Origin of the sequence: Paenibacillus sp. MZ04-78.2 (assembly GCF_024213375.1) — a bacterium.
Taxonomy (GTDB): Bacteria; Bacillota; Bacilli; order Paenibacillales; family NBRC-103111; genus Paenibacillus_G.
In genome coordinates, this window is sequence record NZ_JANAVJ010000004.1 from 140,433 (window position 1) to 160,582 (window position 20,150).

Below are 20,150 nucleotides of genomic sequence, written 5' to 3' on the forward strand. Positions count from 1 at the left end.
GTCTTTTTTTGATTTACTTCATACGTTCAGGAGGAAGGATTATGAACAAGAAAAAGACGATCGGCACCCTGCTTTTGGTAAGCGGTTTAACGCTGTATTTGTCGTTGAACGCGCCTGAGTCCGCTTACGCCATGCATATTATGGAAGGATTTCTGCCGTTCGGCTGGGCCGTTTTCTGGTGGGCCGCCTTTCTGCCCTTCTTCATTCTCGGGCTGCGGGCGCTCCGGAAAATAACGAAGGAAACGCCGGAGCTGAAAATGATGCTCGGTCTGGCCGCCGCCTTTACCTTCGTGCTGTCGGCGCTGAAAATTCCGTCCGTGACGGGAAGCAGCTCGCATCCGACGGGCACGGGGCTCGGAGCGGTCATGTTCGGTCCGCTGCCGATGAGCGTGCTGGGCTCCATCGTGCTGTTGTTTCAGTCACTGCTGCTTGCCCACGGCGGGCTGACGACCCTCGGGGCCAACGCGTTCTCCATGGCCGTCGCGGGTCCGTTCATAGGTTACATGGTGTTCAAGGGAATGATGAAGTCGACCGGCAAGCAGAAACTGTCCATCTTCACGGCGGCGGCGCTCGCCGACCTGTCCACTTATATCGTAACGTCGCTTCAGCTGGCGCTCGCTTTTCCCGCCGAGCAAGGCGGCGTGGCGGCCTCGCTGCTCAAATTCGGCGGCATCTTCGCTGTAACGCAAATTCCGCTGGCGATCAGCGAAGGGCTGCTGACCGTATTAATCTGGAACTGGCTGCAGGCCTACAGCTCGGAAGAGCTGTCGCTGCTGCAGCGCAAAATGAAAGGAGCGCGCGAGCTGTGAAAACCGGAACCAAAAACATCCTGCTGCTTGCCGGCGTCATCCTGCTGGCCGTGCTGCCTCTGCTCTTCGTGAATGCGGAGTTCGGCGGTGCGGACGGCGTCGCCGAAGAAATGATCAAGACGATCCAGCCGTCCTACGAGCCCTGGTTCTCATCGCTGCTGAAGCCGCCGCCTGAAACCGAAAGCATGCTGTTCGCGCTGCAGGCCGCCGTCGGAGCCGGATTTATCGGGTACGTGATCGGCCTGTTCCGGGGTAAGGCGTCCAAGTCGAAACCGCAATGATCCAGCTGGTCGATTCGCTTTCTTACAGCAACCGGCTGCGCGGCATGTCCCCGATGTGGAAATGCGGCTTCGCGGCCGCGCTGTTCATGCTGTCGTACGGGTCGCATCCTCCCGTCCAAGCGGCAATCTTTGCTTGGATGATCGTGTGGGTCGTCCGGTATGCCCGAATTCCGCTGAAAGTTCATCTGGTTATGCTCGGAACGGCCTGCTTGTTTTTTATCGCCAGCCTGCCTGCCCTGCTCTTCGAGATCCAGCCGGGAAGCGCCGCCGCTCCCGGCTCCTCTGTGTTCGTTCTGTGGTCCCGGCCGTACGGGTCAGTCTACGTCACAGAGACAGGGCTGCATACGGCTGCGGCATTGTTCATGCGGGCGGCGGCCTGCTTGTCGGCCGTGTCGTTCGTCATGTTCACGACCCCGGTGGCCGAGCTGTTTCAAGTGATGAAACGGCTGCGGGTTCCGGCTCTGGCGCTTGAGCTTATGCTGATCACCTACCGCTTCCTGTTTATTTTGACGGAGACGGCGCATGATCTGTATACCGCGCAGCGTGCCCGCGGAGGCCACAACGGCTTTCGTGGCAGGCTGAACGACACGGCGCTGCTGATCGTCCGGCTGTTCGCCAAGACGATGCACCGCTACAAAGGATTATCGCACGGTCTCGTCTCCAGAGGATTTACCGAGGAAATCCGCCTTGCCCCTTACCGGGCCGGCGCGGTTCCCGTCCGATACCGCCTCGAAAGCGGTATCGGCGTCACGATCTTATTGCTGCTGGAGTGTTGGCTCCGCTGGAGGGGAATCGTATGAAACCGATGTTAGAAGCGCTGGACCTCCGGTACAGCTATCCCGGCACTGGGGAGGAAGCACTGCGAAGCTTGACCTTAACGATACCGCAAGGAAAAAAGACGGCGATCTGTGGCCATAACGGGTCCGGCAAATCGACCTTTTTCCTGCATGCGATCGGCATCCACCGCCCCGCTTCGGGACAGCTGAAGCTGAAGGGCGCGCCTCTATCGTACCGTCGCGACGATCTGCTGCAGCTTCGCCAGCAGGTTGGTCTTGTATTCCAGGACCCGGAGCAGCAGCTGATTTTGAATACGCCATACGAAGACGTCTCCTACGGTTTGCGCAATGCCCGACTGCCGGAGGACGAGATTGCCGTCCGCACGGAGCGGATGCTGCTCTCCATGGGGCTGAAGCCTCTCGCCGACACCCCGCTCCACCAGCTGAGTCTGGGGCAAAAGAAGCGCGTCGCGCTGGCGGGCGTGCTCGTGCTGGAGCCCGAGCTGCTGCTGCTGGACGAGCCGACGGCTTACCTCGACCGCTTGTCCGAGCGGCAGCTGCTGGAGGAGTTGGACCTTGCCCAAGAGCAGGGAATTACGGTAGCGATGGCGACCCACGACATGAATCTCGCCTACGCTTGGGCGGATTGGGTGCTGGTCATGGACCAAGGCGCATGCTGCATGGCGGGACCGCCGCACGAAGTGTTCGCCGACGAAGCTAAGCTGCGCCGCCTCGGACTGGAGCCGCCTATGCTGCTGGAGCTTTGGCTAGCGCTCCCGGCCGCCGTCCGCAAAAGCCATGCCCCGCCTCGCAGCGTCGAAGCGATGAAAGCTTTTTTGCAAACAGGCTATGGGACAGCAGACGCTCTTTAGCGGCAAACCAAGCGGCCCCGTCGTTGCCGGAAATATCGCCGCTTAAAAATAACACTTGTATCATCAATCGGTTTAGTTGTATATTGATACAGAATCACAAGTGAATATCGTGGGAACAGGTGCTCCCCTACGTTCGCGTATCGGAGCTTAAAAGGGAAGCCGGTGAAATACCGGCGCGGTCCCGCCACTGTAACGGAGGAGTCTTACGCCATACTTAGCCACTGATCTTCGGATTGGGAAGGCCGGCGCAAGACCACGATTCCGGAGCCAGGAGACCTGCCTGTTCTGACAGCACTGCTTTACCTACGGGAGATAGGGAGGTGTTAAAGATGGCAGCCGCCGTGGGTATGATACGAGGGACATCTTTATCCTTTTTCGCTATAGGGTAAAGATGCCTTTTTTTGCATGTTCATAATTAAAATTGAAGTCAAAAAAACTTGAGGAGGATTTTCAGCATGAGTCGGATCATAAGCAGCAATATCGGGTACCCGCGCATTGGCGCGAAACGGGAATGGAAAAAGCTTCTGGAATCGTTCTGGGCGGGCAAATTGCCGGAGGAGCAGTTCGTAAGCGGGCTGGAAACGCTCCGCTTGGCGCATCTCAAGGTTCAGCAGGAAAAAGGAATCGGGCTGATTCCGGTAGGCGATTTTTCGCTATACGACCATATGCTTGATACGGCGACGATGTTCGGGCTCGTTCCGGAGCGTTTTGCTTACGACGGAGGGCCTGTTCCGCTTCAAACCTATTATGCCATGGCCCGCGGAACCCAAGGCGCTCCGGCGTGCGAGATGACCAAATGGTTCAATACGAACTATCACTACATCGTGCCCGAATTGAACGGTCTGACCCCGGTACTGACGGTGAACAAGCCGCTGGAGGCTTACCGCGAAGCGAAGCGTACGCTCGGCATCGACGGGAAGCCGGTCCTGATCGGACCATATACGTTCCTGAAGCTGTCCAAAGGGTATGCGCCGGAGCAGCTGGACGCCTTGATCGAATTGTTCCTGCCGCTGTATAAACAAATTTTGGTCGAGCTGGAGCAGGAAGGCGCGGCATGGGTGCAGATCGACGAGCCGATTCTGGTTACGTCTTTATCCGAGACCGATATGGAGCGAATTGCAGACATTTATACGCAGCTGCACGCAGCCGCTCCCGGACTGAAGCTGATGCTGCAAACGTACTTCGATTCGGTCGAGCACTACGAGCGGACGGTTGCCCTGCCGGTGCAAGGCATCGGACTCGATTTCGTCCACGGGGCGGACCGGAATATCGCCGCCCTGCGGGCGCATGGATTCCCGGCCGACAAAGCGCTGGGCGTCGGATTGATCGACGGACGCAACGTATGGCTGGCCGACCTCGAAGCTAAACTGCAACTGCTGGATGAGGTGTCCGCTCTCGTTCCGTCGGGGACGTTGATCGTGCAGCCTTCCTGCAACTTGCTGCACGTCCCGGTGACGACCCGGACGGAAGAGCAGGCGAACGCCGACCTGCTGCCCTTCCTGGCCTTCGCCGACGAGAAGCTGGACGAAGTCGTGCTGCTGAGCAAGGCGGCGGCCGGAGATCGAACGGACACCGTACGGTCCGAGCTGGAAGCAAGCGCACGGCTCGTTCGGGAGCTGAACGCGTCTTCGTTCCGCAACCGAGCAACCGTCCGTGCGGCTACCCGGCATATTGCCGGGGGACCTTCGGCCAGACAGAGCCCTTATTCCGTGCGCCATATTCTCCAGCAAAATAAATTCCAGCTCCCGCTTCTGCCGACAACGACGATCGGCAGCTTCCCGCAGACGCCGGAAGTGAGGCAAGCGCGCAAACGCTGGAGAACCGGGGAATGGAACGAAGCGCAGTACCGGACCTTCGTTCAGGAGCAAATTCAAACCTGGATCAAGATTCAGGAAGAGCTTGGTTTGGATGTGCTGGTGCACGGTGAATTCGAAAGGACGGACATGGTGGAGTTTTTCGGCGAGAAGCTGGACGGCTTCCTGTTCACCCGGAACGGCTGGGTTCAATCGTACGGCTCCCGCTGCGTCAAGCCGCCGGTCATCTACGGCGACGTCGAATTCGTCCAGCCGATGACGGTGGAGGAAACGGTCTATGCGCAGTCGCTGACGAGCAAGCCGGTCAAGGGCATGCTTACCGGCCCGGTCACCATCCTGAACTGGTCGTTCGTCCGTGACGATATTTCCCGGGAGCAAGTCTCCTACCAGATCGCCTTGGCGCTTCGCCAGGAGGTGGAGGCGCTGGAAACCGCGGGCATCGGCATGATCCAGATCGACGAGCCTGCGCTGCGCGAAGGCTTGCCGTTGAAACAGCAGGATTGGCAGCATTACCTGGACTGGTCAGTTCATGCCTTCCGCTTGACTTCCGCCGCCGTGAAGGATACGACGCAAATTCACACGCATATGTGCTACTGCGAGTTTCATGACATTATCGACGCGATCCGCGCTCTCGATGCGGACGTCATTTCCATCGAAACGTCGCGCAGCCACGGCGAGCTGATGCAGAGCTTCGACGAGCAAACGTACGATCAGGGCATCGGTCTGGGCGTGTACGACATTCACAGCCCAAGGGTGCCGGCCGTTGACGAGATGGCCCGCACGATCGAACGCGCACTATCCGTTTTGGAGCCGGAGCTGTTCTGGATCAACCCGGATTGCGGGCTCAAGACGAGAGGCGTCGAAGAAACGGTCGCTTCCCTGCGCAACATGGTCGCTGCCGCCGAACAGTTCAGAGCGCGCTGCGCCAAAGCGTAACGAACTATAGCCGGAGATATGGGCTACGATGCCCGATCTCCGGCTTTATTCATTTGCGAAAGCAAGCTCCCTACCCCTTGATCCAGCCCTTCTCATAGGCATAGCGCATCAATTGCACCCGGTTGTCCAAATGCAGCTTATGCAAAATATTTTTCAGATGGTTTTTCACCGTATGCTCGGAGATGGATAAAATTTCCGAAATTTCCCGATTGGAGCTCCCTTTGGCCACGCACTCCAATATTTCCTTTTCCCGGCGGGTGAGCGGCGAATGATCCGGAATGCTCTGCCTGACGGAGGAAAACTCCTGAAGCAGACGTACGGCGATCTCCCGGGACATCGGGGCTTCGTCGATGGCGACCGCCCGCAAATATTCGTGCCACGAAGCGGGATGAAGGTTTTTCAGCAAATAGCCCTGCGCCCCTTTCTTCAGCGCCTCGAACAAATGCGTAATATCGTCCGATACCGTAACCATGACAATTTTGACATACGGGAACCGTTCTTTAATCAGCTTGGTCGCTTCCAGACCGTCCAGTTCGGGCATGCGGATGTCCATCAGAATGACATCGGGCATCCACTGCTCCGCCAGCAGCACCGCTTCTTTGCCGTTCGTCGCCTCGCAGATGATCTCGAACTCCGGGTCCGCTTGAATAATTTCCCGCATCGCCTGGCGCGCATGCGCATGGTCGTCGGCCAGCATAATTCGAATCGGTTGACTCATGGAAATCCCCCTCTCTTCCTTCCGGCGGCGATCGCTGCGCTCCTTCTCGCCGTCCGGATCAACGATCGTACTCCGGTCATTCCATCTAACCATACCCGCCCGCAGCTCCCCATGACCCAGTCGGGCTATTTCCCGCCGGACGATCGACAATTTCGTGACAAATCCTCGGATGAAGCGCTTTAGTCTGACTCCAAAGTGCTATATACAAGCCGGAAACGAAAGTGCTAGGATTATCGTGGAAATGAAAGGAGGAGCATGTATGCATCGATGGATGATGGTGTCCCTGTGCGGAATTGCCTGCGTTCTGGGCATGGGGTTTTTGTTCTCTGAGGTGCAGCGGCATTCCAGCGAGGTCAAGCAAGAGGCGGCCGCTCCGGCCCTTCCCGATGCTCCGCTTAACGCCCAAGCCGCCGAAGCCATCTACAAGCAGTCCTGTATCGCCTGTCACGGCAACGACCTGGAAGGCAAAATGGGACCGAATCTTCAGAAGATCGGCGAGAAGCTGTCGGCCGAGCAGTTGTACAAAGTGGTCCAGAACGGACGCGGAGGCATGCCAGCGTTCAAGAGCAGCTTGAAGGACGAGGAGATTGCCAACGTCGCCCGCTGGCTCGCCGAAAAGAAATAACGCGCGTGGAATAGGCGAAATGAATGCAAAAAGAACAACGAAACCGGAGGTTGAACGTTAACGGATGAAGCCATGGATGCAAAAGAACGGATTTAAATTGACGGTCGCCCTCCTGCTGGCTGCCCTTGCCATCTCGCTATTTACCTGGTTCAACCAAGGGCCGACCCTGCCGGTGTTGAAGCAGGCGCCGAACTTTGAGCTGAGCGGGCTGGATGGCGGGAAGGTTTCTTTAAACGATTCGAACGGCAAAGTGCGTCTGGTCGAGTTCCTGTTCACCAATTGCCCGGACGTGTGTCCGGCCACGACGTACAACATGGTCAAGCTGCAGAACGAATTAAAGAAAGACGGCATCTGGGGAAATAAGGTCCATTTTGTATCGGTCACTTTCGATCCCGAGCGCGATACGCCTCAAGTGTTCAAAACGTACGGAGACAAAATGGGAATGGATTACAGCGGGTGGACGCTGCTGACCGGGACGGAGAAAGAAACGGCGGCCGTCGCGAAAGATTTTGGCGTGACGGTGCAAAAGATGAAGGACGGCGGGTTCGTGCATACGATGACCTCGTTGTTCCTGGTCGACCAGCAAGGACAAATCCGCAAAATTTATACGATGGGCGAAGAGATGGACAACGACGAGATTCTAAAAATGATCCGGCAAATCGCCGGATCAAAATAACGTTTACCGCGTCGGCTCAAGCAGGGGATCGGGAAGGTCCTCTGCTTTGTCTTTTTCTCTCCGGTACCACTGGAAAAATACGAGGCCAAGCAGGCAGCCGTACGAAATTTCCTGCATAATCTTCATGATCACGCCCCCCAGCTGCTGGTCGGACAGCGGCGTAAGCCACGGACTGGAAAACGTCACCGGCTCCACCGGAATCGCATAGAACGGCATGCAAAGCATTTTCGTACCAGCGATGTAAGTCTCGTACATCGGCGCTTTGGCAAAGATGATGAGCGCGCACGCCGGCGTCAGCAAAATGCCGTTCAAGAAGATGTACCCCATTTTTTTCAGCTCGCTCATCGCATAGAGCGCCCCGACCGGACTGAACACAGACCACCATAAAGCGAACGCCGAGAAGAACAGCAGCAGATGCAGCGCATTATGAAGCGCAAAATTGGACATCGCGGCATCGAAAATCATCGGGATGTGATAGAAAGAAAAAGCGCCGTTGAACAAAAACATCGCAAAGATCGGATTACCGAAAACAAGGATCACCCACCGGCTCCACCGATTGTCGCTAAGAGCTCGGAAAAAACATTCCGGCATCCCCCGAAGCAGCAGCGGCGGAACGATCAGGTACATCACGGACTGCTGAAGCATATGGAGGCTGAACCAGAAGTGCCCGCCCAGATTCAGCGGTCCTCCGAGCGCAAAGTACAGCAAGATCAGCCCGATAAAAAAGCTCGCCGTCTGCTGTCCGGTCACCGTGCTGCCCTTGTAGCGCATGTAAAATACGGCCGCCAGCGCAACCGTCAGAAACATCTCCGGCCCCCACACCGCCCGGAATCCGTACGTTTCCATCATCAATAGAAAGTCCAAGCTCAAAGCCTCCTTTACTTCTTCGTTTCCAAGCATCCCCTCCATTTTACCTAATTTCGGTCCCGGTTCCTATGACACGAAAGTGCCATCTCGTTGTCACAAAGGAGACAAGCTTTGTTCACCGGACCGACGACGAAATGACTCATTCGAGGCATGTCTCCCGGCCCGCCTAAGGCTACAATAAGAAGCGTGAAGGAGGAGCTGTCATGACATTAGCTTACAAGATGCTCATCGCTGACGACGAGGACCGGATCCGCCGCATATTGAACCTGTATTTGAATAAAGACGGCGCCGCCGTGGACGAAACCGGAGACGGGGCGCAGGCGCTGCAAATGGCTTTAGATCGCGACTACGATATTTTGCTGCTCGATTGGATGATGCCGGGTTTGAGCGGCCCCGAGATTTGCCGGCTGCTGAAACGAGTCAAGACGACGCCGGTGATTCTGCTCACGGCCAAAGGGGACGAGAGCGACCGCCTCCTCGGCTTCGAATCCGGCGCCGACGATTATGTCGTGAAGCCGTTCAGTCCGCGCGAGCTGATCTGCCGCATACATGCCATTCTGAATCGCACCGCTCCGGGAAGGCTCCGGCTGGAGAACAAATCGCGCCACGACATCGTGCTGCCGCATTTGGTCATCGAGCACCAAGCCCGGCGTGTGATGATCGACGGTCACGAGATCACGCTGACTTTGAAAGAGTACGAATTGCTGCGTTATTTTGCATTGAACGAGAACAAGACGCTGACTCGTGAAGAGCTGCTTAAGGACGTATGGAAGTACGAGGTGATCATCGATTTTCGGACGGTGGATTCCCATATCCGGCGCATCCGGGAAAAAATGCAGGCCGTCTCGCCGTCTGCCGCCTCGATGCTTCGCACGGTCTGGGGCATAGGCTACCGTTTGGATGTGCCCGCTTCGTTCGCCATGAACAAGCAAAAAACCGTTATCGACAGATAATGATAACGGTTTTTTCCTGCTAAGCTTTGAAGTTCGTGTCCTCGGCCCGCGCTCCGATGGGCCTCGTGGCATGACTCAATAATCCGGCGGCCACAACGCCGATCAGCACAATAATTAAGGCGCGAAGCAAGCCGATGGAATCGCCGACGACCCCCAGAATAGGCGGCCCGACAAGGGAGGCGGCATATCCGGCCGTCGAAACGGCGCCCACCCTCGCAGCGACCCCGCGCGGATCGTCTCCTGCGGCAGACAAGCCGACGGGAAATCCGAAAGCCGAGCCGAATCCCCACAGCACAACGCCGATGGCGGCAGCCGTGAAGCTTTGTCCCGTGATGACGATGAGCAGCCCGGCAATCGCGGATAACGCGGAAGCCCGCAGAACGGTGACTCGTCCGAATCGGTCGAGCAGCCTCCCGCCTGCGGCGCGGGCGATGGTCATGGCGGCCACGAACAAGCCGAAAGCAAACGAGCCCATCGCCGGAGAGACATGGTAGCCGTCCACGATGACCAGCGGAAGCCAGTCGTTCGCAGAGCCTTCCGCAAACGACATGCCCAAGACAACGATACCGATCAAAATCGTGCGCGGCTCTTTCCACACGGCCATACGCTCCCGCGCGGTCATGGGCGGTTCGCCCGAATCCGCAGCGCGTTCTTGCCCGGTTCCGGCAGGGACGAACCGGTATATATAGGCGGCACATAAAACCACGACGACCGCCGCGAGCGACAAATGTACAACGACGGACAGTCCCGCCTGAATTGCTGCCGAGCCCGCAACGGCGCCCACAAGCGTGCCCAGGCTGTATGCGGCATGAAAGCCGGTCAGAAGCGACTTTTGAGCGGCGCGCTCGATCGCCGTCCCCTCGACATTCATCGCCACGTCGCATATTCCGTTCCCGAAGCCGAAGACGGCCAGTCCCAGGAACACCGTTATTCCGCCTGTAAGCCATATCCCGCTCATCGCCACGATGCCGAGTCCCGCCGCGCTGACCACAAGGCCGGTCATCATGACAAATCGCCCTCCGCGGCTTGCAATAAGATGACTTGCGCTGAGCAAGCCGATGATGGAGCCGACGGCCAAGCCGAAAATAATCCATCCCATCTCAGCGATGGTGGCGCCTAGCGTATCCCGGATGGCCGGAGTACGCGAAACCCATGTGGCCATCGCAAAGCCGGGCAGCGCAAAAATGATATAGATGGCCATGCGCCATTGTTGAATTTGGCGGCTGCTTAGTGAATGTTTCATGCCAATTCCCCTTTTCAAACTGGCCGTGCAATCAATCGATTCCGGTACCCAGCATTGTTTTTATCGTGAGTTGATTTAGCCCGTGGAAATAATCTTCCTCCCAATCCCGGACGATCAGGGACGGCAGGTTGTCTGCCGGAACATAGGAGGCGCTTCCTTGCCGGACATCGGTCATATCGTGTTCGGTCATATCCGTACTGCAAAAAATGACGGTATGCGGATTCAGGGTGGCCGTAAACACGGCGACCAATCGGCTCATCGCGTCGATCAGCCTCAAGCGACTTTCCGTGCCGTTCTGTGCGGAAGCGCGGTCTTGTACCGCTTGTAAAAAATTCCGCGAATCGTAAAGCGGCAAAAAAGAAACCTCGCCCGAAAAAAAGCTGCTCCCTCTTACCACGTCGCCGTTCACCATAATCCCCGCGCCCGGACCGTTCTGCCCCAGATACAGGTATACAAGAGAGCGGTCATGCTCGTCTCCCGAACGATCATGATAGCCAAGAACAGTGGCATTCATATCATTTTCCACTTGAACCCGGAGTGAAAAGCGTTCCTGATAAAAAGCTTTGAAATCGAAGTTCTGGAACTTATCGTAATCGAGAATAAAGAAGACGCGACCGTTATTTACCGCCCCCGGCACGCCCAAGGTCAGAGCGCGCAAATGAGGATATCGCTTTACGAAGGTTCCGATCTGTTCGGTCAACCGCTCGGGTCCATCGTGCAACACGCCGGGAAGCTTCTCCCGCCCGATCACCTCGCCCACATAATTAAGGAGCGCATAGGAGGAATAATCCTTTTCGAGCCCTACGGCGAGCCCCGCCATATGATCGGGATTTAACCGGTATTGCTTCGGACGCCGGCCTCCGCTGGATACTCCTAACCCCGTTAACACAACCTCGCCTTGGTCGTTCATTTCATCCAGCGTTTTGCTAATCGTCGGAAAGCTGATGCCCGTTTTCTGCGCAAGCTCGGCCTTGGTCGATACCGAATCGCGATACAGCGCCGCGCGAATTTGCTGACGAATCATTTCACCCATCATTTTGGGCTGAACGAAAGGAAGCTTCATGGCATTCACCACCAACTTATTAAAGTTCTTTAATTACTTTCCGAGTGTATCACAGATTTATCCGGGACACAACGAATGAATTCCATGAAATGCTAAACGACCACCGGTATCAAAAATATCGGGAAACGATCAACCAAAAAAAAGCTTCCCGCGAGCCGCTTTCGGCGGTTCACAGGAAGCTCTGTTATCTTCCAGCCAGCGGACCATCGCCGTCTCGCCCCCGGCCATGATGCCTTTCTCGTCCCGTCTTACTTGACCGCGCCCGCCGTCATGCCGTCCATGAACTGCCTGGAGGAGACGGCGAACAGCACGATCATCGGCAGCGACGACAAGGTCAGGCCCGCGAACAGCACGCTCCAATCGGTGGAGTATTCGCTGAACAACGTCAGCATGCCGACGGGAATCGTCTTTTTCACTTCGTCCTGGATGAAGATCAGCGGGAAGAAGAAATCGTTCCACACCGTGATGAAATTCATGATCATGACCGTACCGAGCGCCGGTCTCATCAAGGGCGCCACGATGCTCAGCAGCAGGCGAAGATCGGAGCAGCCGTCGATCCGCCCCGCCTCCTCCAGTTCCTTCGGCAGCGTCCGGAAAAATCCGGTCAAAATCAGGACCGACATCGGGATGCCGATAGCCGTATACATCAGAATCAGCGAAGTAACTGTGTTCATCAGCCCCAAATTTTTCATCAGCATAAACAGCGGGACGATGCCGAGCTTGACCGGAATCATCATGCCGAGCAGGAAGAAGAAGAACAGCGCCGGATTCCAGCGGAACGGGTATCTGGCAATATAGAACGATGCCAGCGACCCGGACAGCAGGATCAGGGTGACGGATACGACGCTGACCGTCAGGCTGTTCCAGAAATAATCGAAGTAAGGCAGCTGGTCCAGCAGCTTCTTATAGGCAGTCATGCTCCAAGCCTTCGGCAGCCCGATCGGATTTTTGAAAATGTCGATGTTCGTCTTGAACGAAGACAGGAGCATCAGAACGATCGGATAGAGGCTGAGGAGCGCGAACAGACTGGCGATAACATAATGCGATGCGCGTAAGACCGGGTTCGTTTTCACGGAGCGGCTACCCCCTTTCTAATACTCCATGTCCCGCTTGCGAGCATAGGCCATAAACAATGCGGACAGTGTAGCGATGATCAAGAACAGCACGACCGCCAGCGCCGAGCCCAGACCGACCGCCACGCCGTCGCCCGACGATCCGCCGAAGGCCGTGCGGTAAAAGAAAACGGCCAGCGTATCCGTCGAATGGTACGGCTCCCCTTGCGAGCCCTGCATCGCATATACAAGCTCGAACGCTTCGAACGCGTGGATGAACGTAAATACGGTAAGGATGACAATGGACTGCGTCATCATAGGCAGAATGATCGAGCGAATCAAGCGGAAGCCCTGCACCCCGTCCAGCCTCGCCGCCTCAATCACCTCTTGGGAGATCGACTGCAAGCCTGCAAGCAAAATCAGCACCGCGAAGCCGACGCCGAACCAGCTGTTCGCGAGAATGATCGCCGTCAGAGCCGTGTCCGGTTCGCCCAGCCACGGCCTCGCCCATTCGGCGAGACCGACGTTCTTGAGCGCGAAGTTTACGACGCCGGAATTCGGGTTCAGCATCAGCTTCCACAGGAAGCCGACGACGATGACCGACAGCAGCCGCGGCACGAAATAGGCCATTTTGAACAGCTCCGCGCCCTTTATTTTCGTGTAAATAATGTACGCCAGGATGAAAGCGATTCCATTTTGCACGATCATTTCCAATATAAAATAGTAGACGTTATGCCCGAACGCGTTCCAGAACAGCCCGTTGAACGGCTCCGTCGTAAACAGCTTGACGAAATTGTCGATGCCGACAAAAGCGCCCTTCTGAAGCCCCTTCCAGTCGAACAAGCTGTAGCTGAAAGCCGCTACGATCGGATACACGACAAACAGCGTGTAGACGGCGAGGGCGGGAACCGGGAACAAGTGGATAATCCCTCGTTTCCAGTTCAAACCCGGCTGCCGTTTGCTCGTGCGGTTCCATACCGCCGCTTCTCGATTCATTGCGCCCCGCCCTTTCTATATAGTTTGTGTCGACCGGCGGTTTATTTGGCCGCAGGCTTGAACCAGGAATCGGCGCTCTTCTGCACGGTATCCGTCACTGTGTCCGGTTTTTCCTTGCCCAGAAACATTCCTTGAAGAGTCGTCTCCAGCGTAGCCTTGGTCGTCGGATTGCCTGAACTGAAATGCACGACCATCGCGTACGGCGTGGAATTGGCGGCAGCGAGCTGAATCATTTTCGCGACGAGCGGGTCGGAGGATTCCACGCCCGGAATCGTGCTCGGCTTCTTCAGATCGTCGGCCACCATCTTGCCGAATTCCTTCGTCGTCATGAACTCGATAAATTTCAAAGCCGCCTGCTTGTTCTTAGACGCTGCGTTAACGGCAAACGAGCCGTCCACCCAATTGGTCACGCTGGCCTTGCCGTCCGCTTTCACCGGAGGAACCGGGAACAGATCCAGATCGAGGTCCGGGTTCATCTTTTTCATCACCGCAGTTTCCCAGTCGCCCATCACGATCATGCCCGCCTGCTCGGTGACGAACAGATTGCGCATGTCATCCATGCCGAGGCCCGTATAATTTTTCGGGAAATATTTTGTCAAATCTTGAAGCATCGTGATCGAATCGGTGAACTCTTTGCTTTTGAAATTCGTTTTGCCTGTGAGCAGGCTGTTGACAAACCCGGTGCCGCCGTAAAATTGCGGGCCGAGCGCACCGTGCGTCAGGGACAAAATCCAGCCCTCCTTGGAGCCGAAGGCAAACGGCGCAATCTTGTTTTGTTTCAGCGTATCGGCCGCCTTCATCAGCTCGTCCCACGTTTTCGGCTCGGACAGGTTAAACTTTTTGAACAGCGCTTTGTTATAAAAAATTTGCGTCGAGCTGTAGACCGTCGGCACGCCGTATACTTTGCCGTCCTTGCCGGTCGCGGCCATCTTCGCTTCCTTCGGAATCGCTTCGAGCCCCTTGACGCTGTCGAGCGGCTCCAAGTAGTTGGCGTCGGCGAGCGCGATGCCGGCCGCATACGGCCTGAGATGGATGATGTCGGGGCCGCTGCCGGTTTGCAGCGCCGTATTCAGCACCGTGTTGTATTCGGTATTCTTGGTCGGCTTGAATTCGATCTCGATGCCGGGATTCGTCTTGTTGAACGCTTTGATGATCTTCTCGTATACTTCCTTGTCTTCCGTCCGCCAGCTGCCCATCGTCAGCTTGACCTTCTGGCCTTCCGTCTTCTGTCCTCCGCCGCCGTTTGCCGCCGGCGCTTCCTTGGCCCCGTCCTTCGACGGGCTGCTGCAGCCCGCCGCGATCAGCGATATGGCCGCAACGAGCGCGATTGCCGATTTTATCGTCTTTGTCCCCTTCATTCTAAGCCCTCCCTTGGATGATGATTCTCTATTTATCCCCGATGAGCGAGGTATAAACCGTCGTATGCAGAATCGGCCGCAGCTCCCGCATGATCGGACTTCGTCCGAAGTGCACCGCGTTGGTCAAAAAGACGACAATCAGCTCGTGAAACGGGTCGATCCACAGGCTCGTTCCGGTAAAGCCGGTATGTCCGAAGCTACCGTGCGGCCAAGACGCCCCACAAGCCGGTGCCCGCTCCTGACCATGCCATAGCTCCCAGCCGAGCGCCCGGCCTTGAACCGGATTGCGGAAGCAACCGTCGATCGTTTCCCTGCTTAGCAGTCCTCGGCCGTCCGGGTCAAGCCATGTCCGGGCGTACTTGCGCAGGTCGTCCGCCGTTGTGAACAGTCCCGCGCTGCCGCTGACGCCTCCGAGATGATAGCTCTTCTCGTCATGGACGACTCCATGCACATACCCCGTTCCGTCATCAAGCGGCTCCGTGGCGGCGATTCGTCCAAGCAGCTCGGGCCGCGGATTGAATGTCGAATCGGCCATCCCCAGCGGGTCGAACACATAACGGCGCGCGCACGATTCCAGCGATTGTCCGGATACGACGGCAGCGACTTCGCCGAGCAAAATCATCCCGAGGTCGCTGTACACCGCCTGCTTCCCAGGCTCCGCCACCAGCTCCTGCTTTAGCACGAGAGGAATGACATCCCGGCGCTCCGTCCGCTTGGCGTAAGGAAGCTCGGGAGAAAGCCCGGACGTATGCATCAGCAGGTGGCGCAGCGTCACGTTCGGATGGCGGAAGCCGGTAATATACGCTTGGACGGGATCGTCCAGCCGGAGCCTTCCCTGTTCCGCCAGCGCCAGAATAACCGGCAAGGTTACTGTGACTTTCGTTAACGAAGCGACGTCGAACATCGTGCGCTCGGTTATCCGGCACTCGGCGGCGCCGTCCGAATAGGACCCGTAAGCTTGGCTCCATCGAACGTCAGCCCCCAGCGAGATATCTACAACGGCTCCGGGAATCGCCTTTTCCCCCACCCAGCGCCGGATCAGTCGGTCTACCGCGTTCCATTTCTTTGGATCGGTCATCTCTCCATCGCCACTCCTCTCTAAAGTCGACGTTATTTTGTAAACGCTATCATTCGTTTTATATCCATATTATAAAATATAATTTCATTTTGTAAATAGTGACATGAAATTTTACTCCTGCATAAAAAAAGCCTTGCGCCTAAGCGCAAGGGATTCGATCATTGGGCATCATGAAAAATAAGCCCCAGACTGTAGCGTGTGCCGGCTGTAATCGTACTTACGCCGTGACGGAGCGTCGTCCGGTACGTCCCGCGCGTGCCCTGTCATTAACAGCAAGGCACTCGCTAAAATTAGCGGAACGGAACCGCATCTAATTCAAAGCAATGGGCCCGGCTGTACAAAATAGCGAACCTGTAGTGCGTAAATGCCCCCGAATCAGGAAAGATGATCATTTTTCGACATGATTAAGTCACCCACGTTCCGCTATTCACAGGAATGAGCGTCAAAGGCTTTATTAGCGCACTGCGGTTCCTTTATGTTCAATCCGCCTCCGATCCCCGCATCTTCCCCCAAAAAAAAGAGACCGCCCCTCGGCAAAACGTCTGCCTCTGGAACGATCTCTCATATCATTACCCCATTCAACTCGCCTCAAGCCTCGTCGCCCGCGCCCAGCCGGTTCGCCTCTGCCCGGCTCACCGCAAAATCGGCCAGCAACCGCGCACCGTAGCCGGTCGCGCCAGCCGAGTAATAACCGCGTGCAGCCTTAGCTTGCACGGTGTTCGCCATGTCGATGTGCACCCAGCGCATCGACTCGGCCACGAAGCGGCGCAGGAACAGCGCCGCTACAATGGCTCCGCCGTACGAAATCGGCGGAATGTTGTTCATGTCGGCGTAATCGCTGCGCAGCAGTTCCTCGTAGTCGTCAACCAGCGGCATCGGCCACAGCCGGTCACCGCAATGCTCGCCGATGCCCGCCAGCGTCTCGACCAGCTTGCGGTCGCCCCACGCCCCGGCGACGCTCAGTCCGAGCGCTTCGCCGACGTTGCCCGTCAGCGTCGCGATGTCGATCACTTCCCGTGCGCCAAGACGCCCGGCGTGCAGCAGCGCATCGGCCAGCACGAGGCGGCCTTCCGCGTCGGTGTTGCCGACCTGCACGGAAAGGCCGTTCGGGTACGTGACTAACGTGGACGGGACGAATGCCTCCGCATCGGGCATATTGTCCGCGACCGCAATCAGCGCGACGATGTTCGCCCGCAGCTCCGAGCGGCTGATTATATCCATCGCTCCAAGCACGGCGCAGGAGCCGCCCATATCGAACCGCGCGTCGCTGATATCCCGTCCGGACTTGACGTTCATGCCGCCCATATCAAACGTGATGCCTTTGCCCACGAGCGCCAGCAGCGGCTGCGAAGGATCGGTGCAGAACGTCAGTTCGATGAGCGCAGGCTTGTACCGACTTCCCTGCGCGACGGTCAATAGTCCGTTCATGCCCAGGTCCGCGAGCTCCTGCTCCCCATAGACGCGAACGTTCACCGGCCGCTCCGCAAACCGCTCCCGAACCATCTCAACGAGCGATTCCGGATGCAGCACGTTCGGAGGCTCGTTGCACAGGTCGCGCGCAAACATGGCCCCTTCCGCGCGAATGGCCGACTGCTTCAGCGCTTCCTCATAGGAAGCTTCCCCGGCCCCGGCGCATACAAGGTGCAGACGTTCCACCGTACGGGCTTCCTTGCGGGACTTGTATTTGTCGAACGCATACGAGCCGAGCAGCCAGCCCTCCGTCCAGGCCCGCACCGCTTCTTCCTCGGAAAGCGCGCCGTTCATCGCCCGGACGAACGATTCCAGCATGACGTTCACGGTCGCGAAGCCTTCCTTATGAACCGCTCTGGCCGCGTTCCCAGCCGCCTCGCGCAGCCGTTCGGCGTCGATTCGCGCTTCCGCCCCGAGTCCGAGGATCAGCACATGCGCCTCTTCGCCGCGGCCGTAAAACCAAGTGACCGCGCCGCGGGCTTGCATCGCCGGCCGCAGCTCCAGCTGCGGAACCGGCTGCCCGGCGTGCTCCGGGCACAGATAAACCGTGACATCCGCCGTTTGAACGAATCCTGTCGTGATCTTCATCCTTTGCTCTCCCCATACAAGTGGCAAGCCACGTAATGGCCCGGCTCCTGTTCCTGGAACACGGGTGCTTTCGTCCGGCAAACATCCGTTGCAACCGGGCAGCGGGTATGGAACCGGCAGCCGGACGGCGGGTCGACCGGGCTCGGCAGGTCGCCCTTCAGCACGATCTTCTCACGCTTCAGCCGCGGGTCCGGCACGGGCACAGAAGAAAAGAGCGCCTGCGTATACGGATGCAGCGGCTTCTCGTAGATCGCGTCCTTATCCCCCAGCTCGACCATCGAGCCGAGATACATGACGCCGATCCGGTCGCTAATATGCTCGACGACGCTCAGATCGTGGGAAATAAACAAGTACGTCAGCCCGAGCTCCTCCTGCAAATCCTGCAGCAGATTCAGCACCTGCGACTGGATGGACACGTCGAGCGCGGATACCGGCTCGTCGGCCACGATCAGGCTCGGCTTCACGGCCAAAGCGCGGGCGATGCCGACGCGCTGGCGCTGGCCGCCGCTGAACTCGTGCGGATAGCGCTCGCCGTGGAACGAGCTTAAGCCGACGACTTCCAGCAAGCGCTGCACGTCCTTCTCCCGCTCCGCCGCCGACATGTTCTCGTGAATGAGCAGCGGCTCGGCGATGATGTCCTTGATCTTCATGCGCGGATTAAGCGACGCATACGGGTCCTGGAACACCATCTGCATCTGCCGCCGCAGCGGACGGATGCGGGACTCGTCCAGCTGCCCGATCTCCTGCCCGTCGAACCAAATCTCGCCTTCGCTCGGCGCCAGCAGCCGCGTAATCAGGCGCCCCGTCGTCGACTTGCCGCAGCCGCTCTCACCGACGATGCTGAACGTCTCGCCCTTGTGGATGGAGAAAGATACGTTATCCACCGCCTGCAACAAAGCCGGCTTTCCGAACCACCCTTTCTTGATCGGAAACACTTTGCGCAGGTTTTTCACTTCCACCAGCGGTTTCGTCACGCTTCCCCTTCTCCCTTCGCGCTATCGTTCTCGTATAGCCAGCAGCGGCACTTTCGGCCGGCCGTGGTCTGCATCAGCTGCGGCTCCCGCTCGCGGCAAATGTCCATCACCGCCGAGCAGCGGGGAGCGAACTTGCAGCCGACCGGCATGTTCGTCAAGTCCGGCACGTTGCCGGGAATCGATTCGAGCCGCCGGTTATTCTGGCGCAGCTTCGGCACCGAATGAATAAGCCCCTTCGTATACGGATGCTGCGGATCGTCGAAAATATCCAGCACGTTCCCTTCCTCGACCACGCGTCCGGCGTACATGACGATCACGCGATCGCACATTTCGGCCACCACGCCCAAATCGTGGGTGATCAGCATGATGGACATGTCGTTCTCGTCCTTCAGCTTCTTCATCAGGTCCAAAATTTGCGCCTGAATCGTCACATCCAGCGCGGTGGTCGGCTCGTCGGCAATGAGGAGCTGCGGGTTGCAGGACATCGCCATGGCGATCATGACCCGCTGCCGCATACCCCCGGACAATTGGTGCGGATACTCGTCGATGACATCCTCGGCGCGCGGAATGCCGACCAGCTTCAGCATATGAACGGCATGCTCCCGCGCCTTGCTTTTATCGTATTTCAAGTGCAGGCGGATCGCTTCCACAAGCTGCTTGCCGATCTTGAGCACCGGATTGAGCGACGTCATCGGCTCCTGGAAAATCATCGCGATGTCTTTGCCCCGGATACGGCGCATGTCGCTTTCGGACAGCGCTACCAGATCCTTCTCCTGAAAACGGACCGTTCCCCCGACAATGCTCCCCGGCGTGCCGTGCAGCAGCCGCATGACGGACAAGGACGTGACGCTTTTGCCGCAGCCGGATTCTCCGACCAGACCAAGCACTTCGCCTTTGTTCACATGAAAATCGACGCCGTCGATCGCGTTGACTTTGCCTTGATCGCGGGTGAACTGTGTCTTGAGGCCTTTCACGTCAAGTAGTTTTTGAGTCATTCGCGT

At 57.5% G+C, this 20,150-nt stretch carries 19 protein-coding genes, 1 pseudogene and 1 riboswitch; of the genes and pseudogenes, 8 read left to right on the plus strand and 12 right to left on the minus strand.

The features are described 5' to 3' along the window. Positions 1 to 41: 41 nt before the first annotated feature. From NLX71_RS05130 to metE, 5 genes are all read left to right on the plus strand, one after another. Positions 42 to 809 carry an energy-coupling factor ABC transporter permease gene (locus NLX71_RS05130; protein ID WP_254362420.1) on the plus strand — a complete coding sequence of 256 codons (768 nt, stop codon included), beginning with the start codon at positions 42 to 44 and terminating at the stop codon, positions 807 to 809. After that, on the plus strand, positions 806 to 1,090 hold the full coding sequence (locus NLX71_RS05135) for an energy-coupling factor ABC transporter substrate-binding protein (protein ID WP_254362421.1): 285 nt from the start codon (positions 806 to 808) through the stop codon (positions 1,088 to 1,090). Before NLX71_RS05130 ends, NLX71_RS05135 begins: the two co-directional genes overlap by 4 nt. After that, entirely contained in the window at positions 1,087 to 1,890 is an 804-nt protein-coding gene (cbiQ, locus tag NLX71_RS05140; protein ID WP_254362422.1) for a cobalt ECF transporter T component CbiQ, read from the plus strand. The genes NLX71_RS05135 and cbiQ overlap by 4 nt, the downstream gene beginning before the upstream one ends. Then, entirely contained in the window at positions 1,887 to 2,738 is an 852-nt protein-coding gene (locus NLX71_RS05145) for an energy-coupling factor ABC transporter ATP-binding protein (protein ID WP_254362423.1), read from the plus strand. Before cbiQ ends, NLX71_RS05145 begins: the two co-directional genes overlap by 4 nt. A gap of 100 nt (positions 2,739 to 2,838) precedes the next feature. Further along, positions 2,839 to 3,036: riboswitch (cobalamin riboswitch) on the plus strand. A 157-nt stretch (positions 3,037 to 3,193) separates the two neighbouring features. Further along, on the plus strand, positions 3,194 to 5,488 hold the full coding sequence (metE, locus tag NLX71_RS05150) for a 5-methyltetrahydropteroyltriglutamate--homocysteine S-methyltransferase (RefSeq protein ID WP_254362424.1): 2,295 nt from the start codon (positions 3,194 to 3,196) through the stop codon (positions 5,486 to 5,488). A gap of 70 nt (positions 5,489 to 5,558) precedes the next feature. On the opposite strand, the gene NLX71_RS05155 is transcribed toward metE, so the two are convergent. Then, positions 5,559 to 6,206 (minus strand): response regulator, encoded by a 648-nt coding sequence (locus tag NLX71_RS05155; protein WP_254362494.1) that lies wholly within the window; start codon positions 6,204 to 6,206, stop codon positions 5,559 to 5,561. 259 nt (positions 6,207 to 6,465) lie between these two features. Here NLX71_RS05155 and NLX71_RS05160 point away from each other — a divergent pair, with 259 nt between their 5' ends. Together NLX71_RS05160 and NLX71_RS05165 are read left to right on the plus strand one after the other, a co-directional pair. Then, on the plus strand, positions 6,466 to 6,831 hold the full coding sequence (locus NLX71_RS05160) for a c-type cytochrome (protein ID WP_254362425.1): 366 nt from the start codon (positions 6,466 to 6,468) through the stop codon (positions 6,829 to 6,831). A 64-nt stretch (positions 6,832 to 6,895) separates the two neighbouring features. Further along, on the plus strand, positions 6,896 to 7,507 hold the full coding sequence (locus NLX71_RS05165; protein ID WP_254362426.1) for an SCO family protein: 612 nt from the start codon (positions 6,896 to 6,898) through the stop codon (positions 7,505 to 7,507). A gap of 3 nt (positions 7,508 to 7,510) precedes the next feature. Here NLX71_RS05165 and NLX71_RS05170 read toward each other — a convergent pair whose 3' ends face one another. Further along, positions 7,511 to 8,371 (minus strand): cytochrome c oxidase assembly protein, encoded by an 861-nt coding sequence (locus NLX71_RS05170; RefSeq protein WP_254362427.1) that lies wholly within the window; start codon positions 8,369 to 8,371, stop codon positions 7,511 to 7,513. A gap of 206 nt (positions 8,372 to 8,577) precedes the next feature. Here NLX71_RS05170 and NLX71_RS05175 point away from each other — a divergent pair, with 206 nt between their 5' ends. After that, the gene (locus NLX71_RS05175; protein ID WP_254362428.1) at positions 8,578 to 9,327 is read left to right on the plus strand and encodes a response regulator transcription factor; all 750 of its coding nucleotides are present in this window, start codon (positions 8,578 to 8,580) and stop codon (positions 9,325 to 9,327) included. Between the two features lie 19 nt (positions 9,328 to 9,346). Here NLX71_RS05175 and NLX71_RS05180 read toward each other — a convergent pair whose 3' ends face one another. The 10 genes and pseudogenes from NLX71_RS05180 to NLX71_RS05225 all read right to left on the minus strand — a co-directional run bounded on the left by NLX71_RS05180 (position 9,347) and on the right by NLX71_RS05225 (position 20,144). Continuing rightward, entirely contained in the window at positions 9,347 to 10,570 is a 1,224-nt protein-coding gene (locus NLX71_RS05180; RefSeq protein WP_254362429.1) for an MFS transporter, read from the minus strand. A gap of 31 nt (positions 10,571 to 10,601) precedes the next feature. Further along, positions 10,602 to 11,633: an ROK family protein gene (locus NLX71_RS05185; protein ID WP_254362430.1), complete on the minus strand. Its 1,032-nt coding sequence runs from the start codon at positions 11,631 to 11,633 to the stop codon at positions 10,602 to 10,604. Between the two features lie 248 nt (positions 11,634 to 11,881). Beyond that, positions 11,882 to 12,706 (minus strand): carbohydrate ABC transporter permease, encoded by an 825-nt coding sequence (locus tag NLX71_RS05190; RefSeq protein ID WP_254362431.1) that lies wholly within the window; start codon positions 12,704 to 12,706, stop codon positions 11,882 to 11,884. A gap of 18 nt (positions 12,707 to 12,724) precedes the next feature. After that, positions 12,725 to 13,681 (minus strand): carbohydrate ABC transporter permease, encoded by a 957-nt coding sequence (locus NLX71_RS05195; RefSeq protein ID WP_254362432.1) that lies wholly within the window; start codon positions 13,679 to 13,681, stop codon positions 12,725 to 12,727. Positions 13,682 to 13,722: 41 nt separating this feature from the next. Beyond that, positions 13,723 to 15,039, minus strand: coding sequence for an ABC transporter substrate-binding protein (locus NLX71_RS05200; protein ID WP_254362433.1), 1,317 nt, complete (start codon positions 15,037 to 15,039; stop codon positions 13,723 to 13,725). A gap of 28 nt (positions 15,040 to 15,067) precedes the next feature. Next, complete coding sequence (locus NLX71_RS05205) at positions 15,068 to 16,117, minus strand: serine hydrolase domain-containing protein (RefSeq protein WP_254362434.1); 1,050 nt, start codon at positions 16,115 to 16,117, stop codon at positions 15,068 to 15,070. Between the two features lie 158 nt (positions 16,118 to 16,275). Next, positions 16,276 to 16,380, minus strand: a pseudogene (locus NLX71_RS05210) (2OG-Fe(II) oxygenase); the annotation flags it as partial. Between the two features lie 325 nt (positions 16,381 to 16,705). Further along, positions 16,706 to 18,175, minus strand: a complete 1,470-nt coding sequence (locus tag NLX71_RS05215; protein WP_254362435.1) for a leucyl aminopeptidase family protein — start codon at positions 18,173 to 18,175, stop codon at positions 16,706 to 16,708. Further along, positions 18,172 to 19,149 carry an ABC transporter ATP-binding protein gene (locus tag NLX71_RS05220; protein WP_254362436.1) on the minus strand — a complete coding sequence of 326 codons (978 nt, stop codon included), beginning with the start codon at positions 19,147 to 19,149 and terminating at the stop codon, positions 18,172 to 18,174. The genes NLX71_RS05215 and NLX71_RS05220 overlap by 4 nt, the downstream gene beginning before the upstream one ends. Then, positions 19,146 to 20,144: an ABC transporter ATP-binding protein gene (locus tag NLX71_RS05225; RefSeq protein ID WP_254362437.1), complete on the minus strand. Its 999-nt coding sequence runs from the start codon at positions 20,142 to 20,144 to the stop codon at positions 19,146 to 19,148. Before NLX71_RS05225 ends, NLX71_RS05220 begins: the two co-directional genes overlap by 4 nt. Between the last annotated feature and the right edge of the window lie 6 nt (positions 20,145 to 20,150).

What these genes read in the sequence shown, in the direction of transcription:
- NLX71_RS05130 (WP_254362420.1), top strand. Translation starts at nt 42, where the DNA reads ATGAACAAGAAAAAGACGATCGGCACCCTGCTTTTGGTAAGCGGTTTA.
- cbiQ (WP_254362422.1), top strand. Translation starts at nt 1,087, where the DNA reads ATGATCCAGCTGGTCGATTCGCTTTCTTACAGCAACCGGCTGCGCGGC.
- NLX71_RS05145 (WP_254362423.1), top strand. Translation starts at nt 1,887, where the DNA reads ATGAAACCGATGTTAGAAGCGCTGGACCTCCGGTACAGCTATCCCGGC.
- metE (WP_254362424.1), top strand. Translation starts at nt 3,194, where the DNA reads ATGAGTCGGATCATAAGCAGCAATATCGGGTACCCGCGCATTGGCGCG.
- NLX71_RS05155 (WP_254362494.1), bottom strand. Translation starts at nt 6,206, where the DNA reads ATGAGTCAACCGATTCGAATTATGCTGGCCGACGACCATGCGCATGCG.
- NLX71_RS05160 (WP_254362425.1), top strand. Translation starts at nt 6,466, where the DNA reads ATGCATCGATGGATGATGGTGTCCCTGTGCGGAATTGCCTGCGTTCTG.
- NLX71_RS05165 (WP_254362426.1), top strand. Translation starts at nt 6,896, where the DNA reads ATGAAGCCATGGATGCAAAAGAACGGATTTAAATTGACGGTCGCCCTC.
- NLX71_RS05175 (WP_254362428.1), top strand. Translation starts at nt 8,578, where the DNA reads ATGACATTAGCTTACAAGATGCTCATCGCTGACGACGAGGACCGGATC.
- NLX71_RS05180 (WP_254362429.1), bottom strand. Translation starts at nt 10,570, where the DNA reads ATGAAACATTCACTAAGCAGCCGCCAAATTCAACAATGGCGCATGGCC.
- NLX71_RS05185 (WP_254362430.1), bottom strand. Translation starts at nt 11,633, where the DNA reads ATGAAGCTTCCTTTCGTTCAGCCCAAAATGATGGGTGAAATGATTCGT.
- NLX71_RS05195 (WP_254362432.1), bottom strand. Translation starts at nt 13,681, where the DNA reads ATGAATCGAGAAGCGGCGGTATGGAACCGCACGAGCAAACGGCAGCCG.
- NLX71_RS05200 (WP_254362433.1), bottom strand. Translation starts at nt 15,039, where the DNA reads ATGAAGGGGACAAAGACGATAAAATCGGCAATCGCGCTCGTTGCGGCC.
- NLX71_RS05205 (WP_254362434.1), bottom strand. Translation starts at nt 16,117, where the DNA reads ATGACCGATCCAAAGAAATGGAACGCGGTAGACCGACTGATCCGGCGC.
- NLX71_RS05215 (WP_254362435.1), bottom strand. Translation starts at nt 18,175, where the DNA reads ATGAAGATCACGACAGGATTCGTTCAAACGGCGGATGTCACGGTTTAT.
- NLX71_RS05225 (WP_254362437.1), bottom strand. Translation starts at nt 20,144, where the DNA reads ATGACTCAAAAACTACTTGACGTGAAAGGCCTCAAGACACAGTTCACC.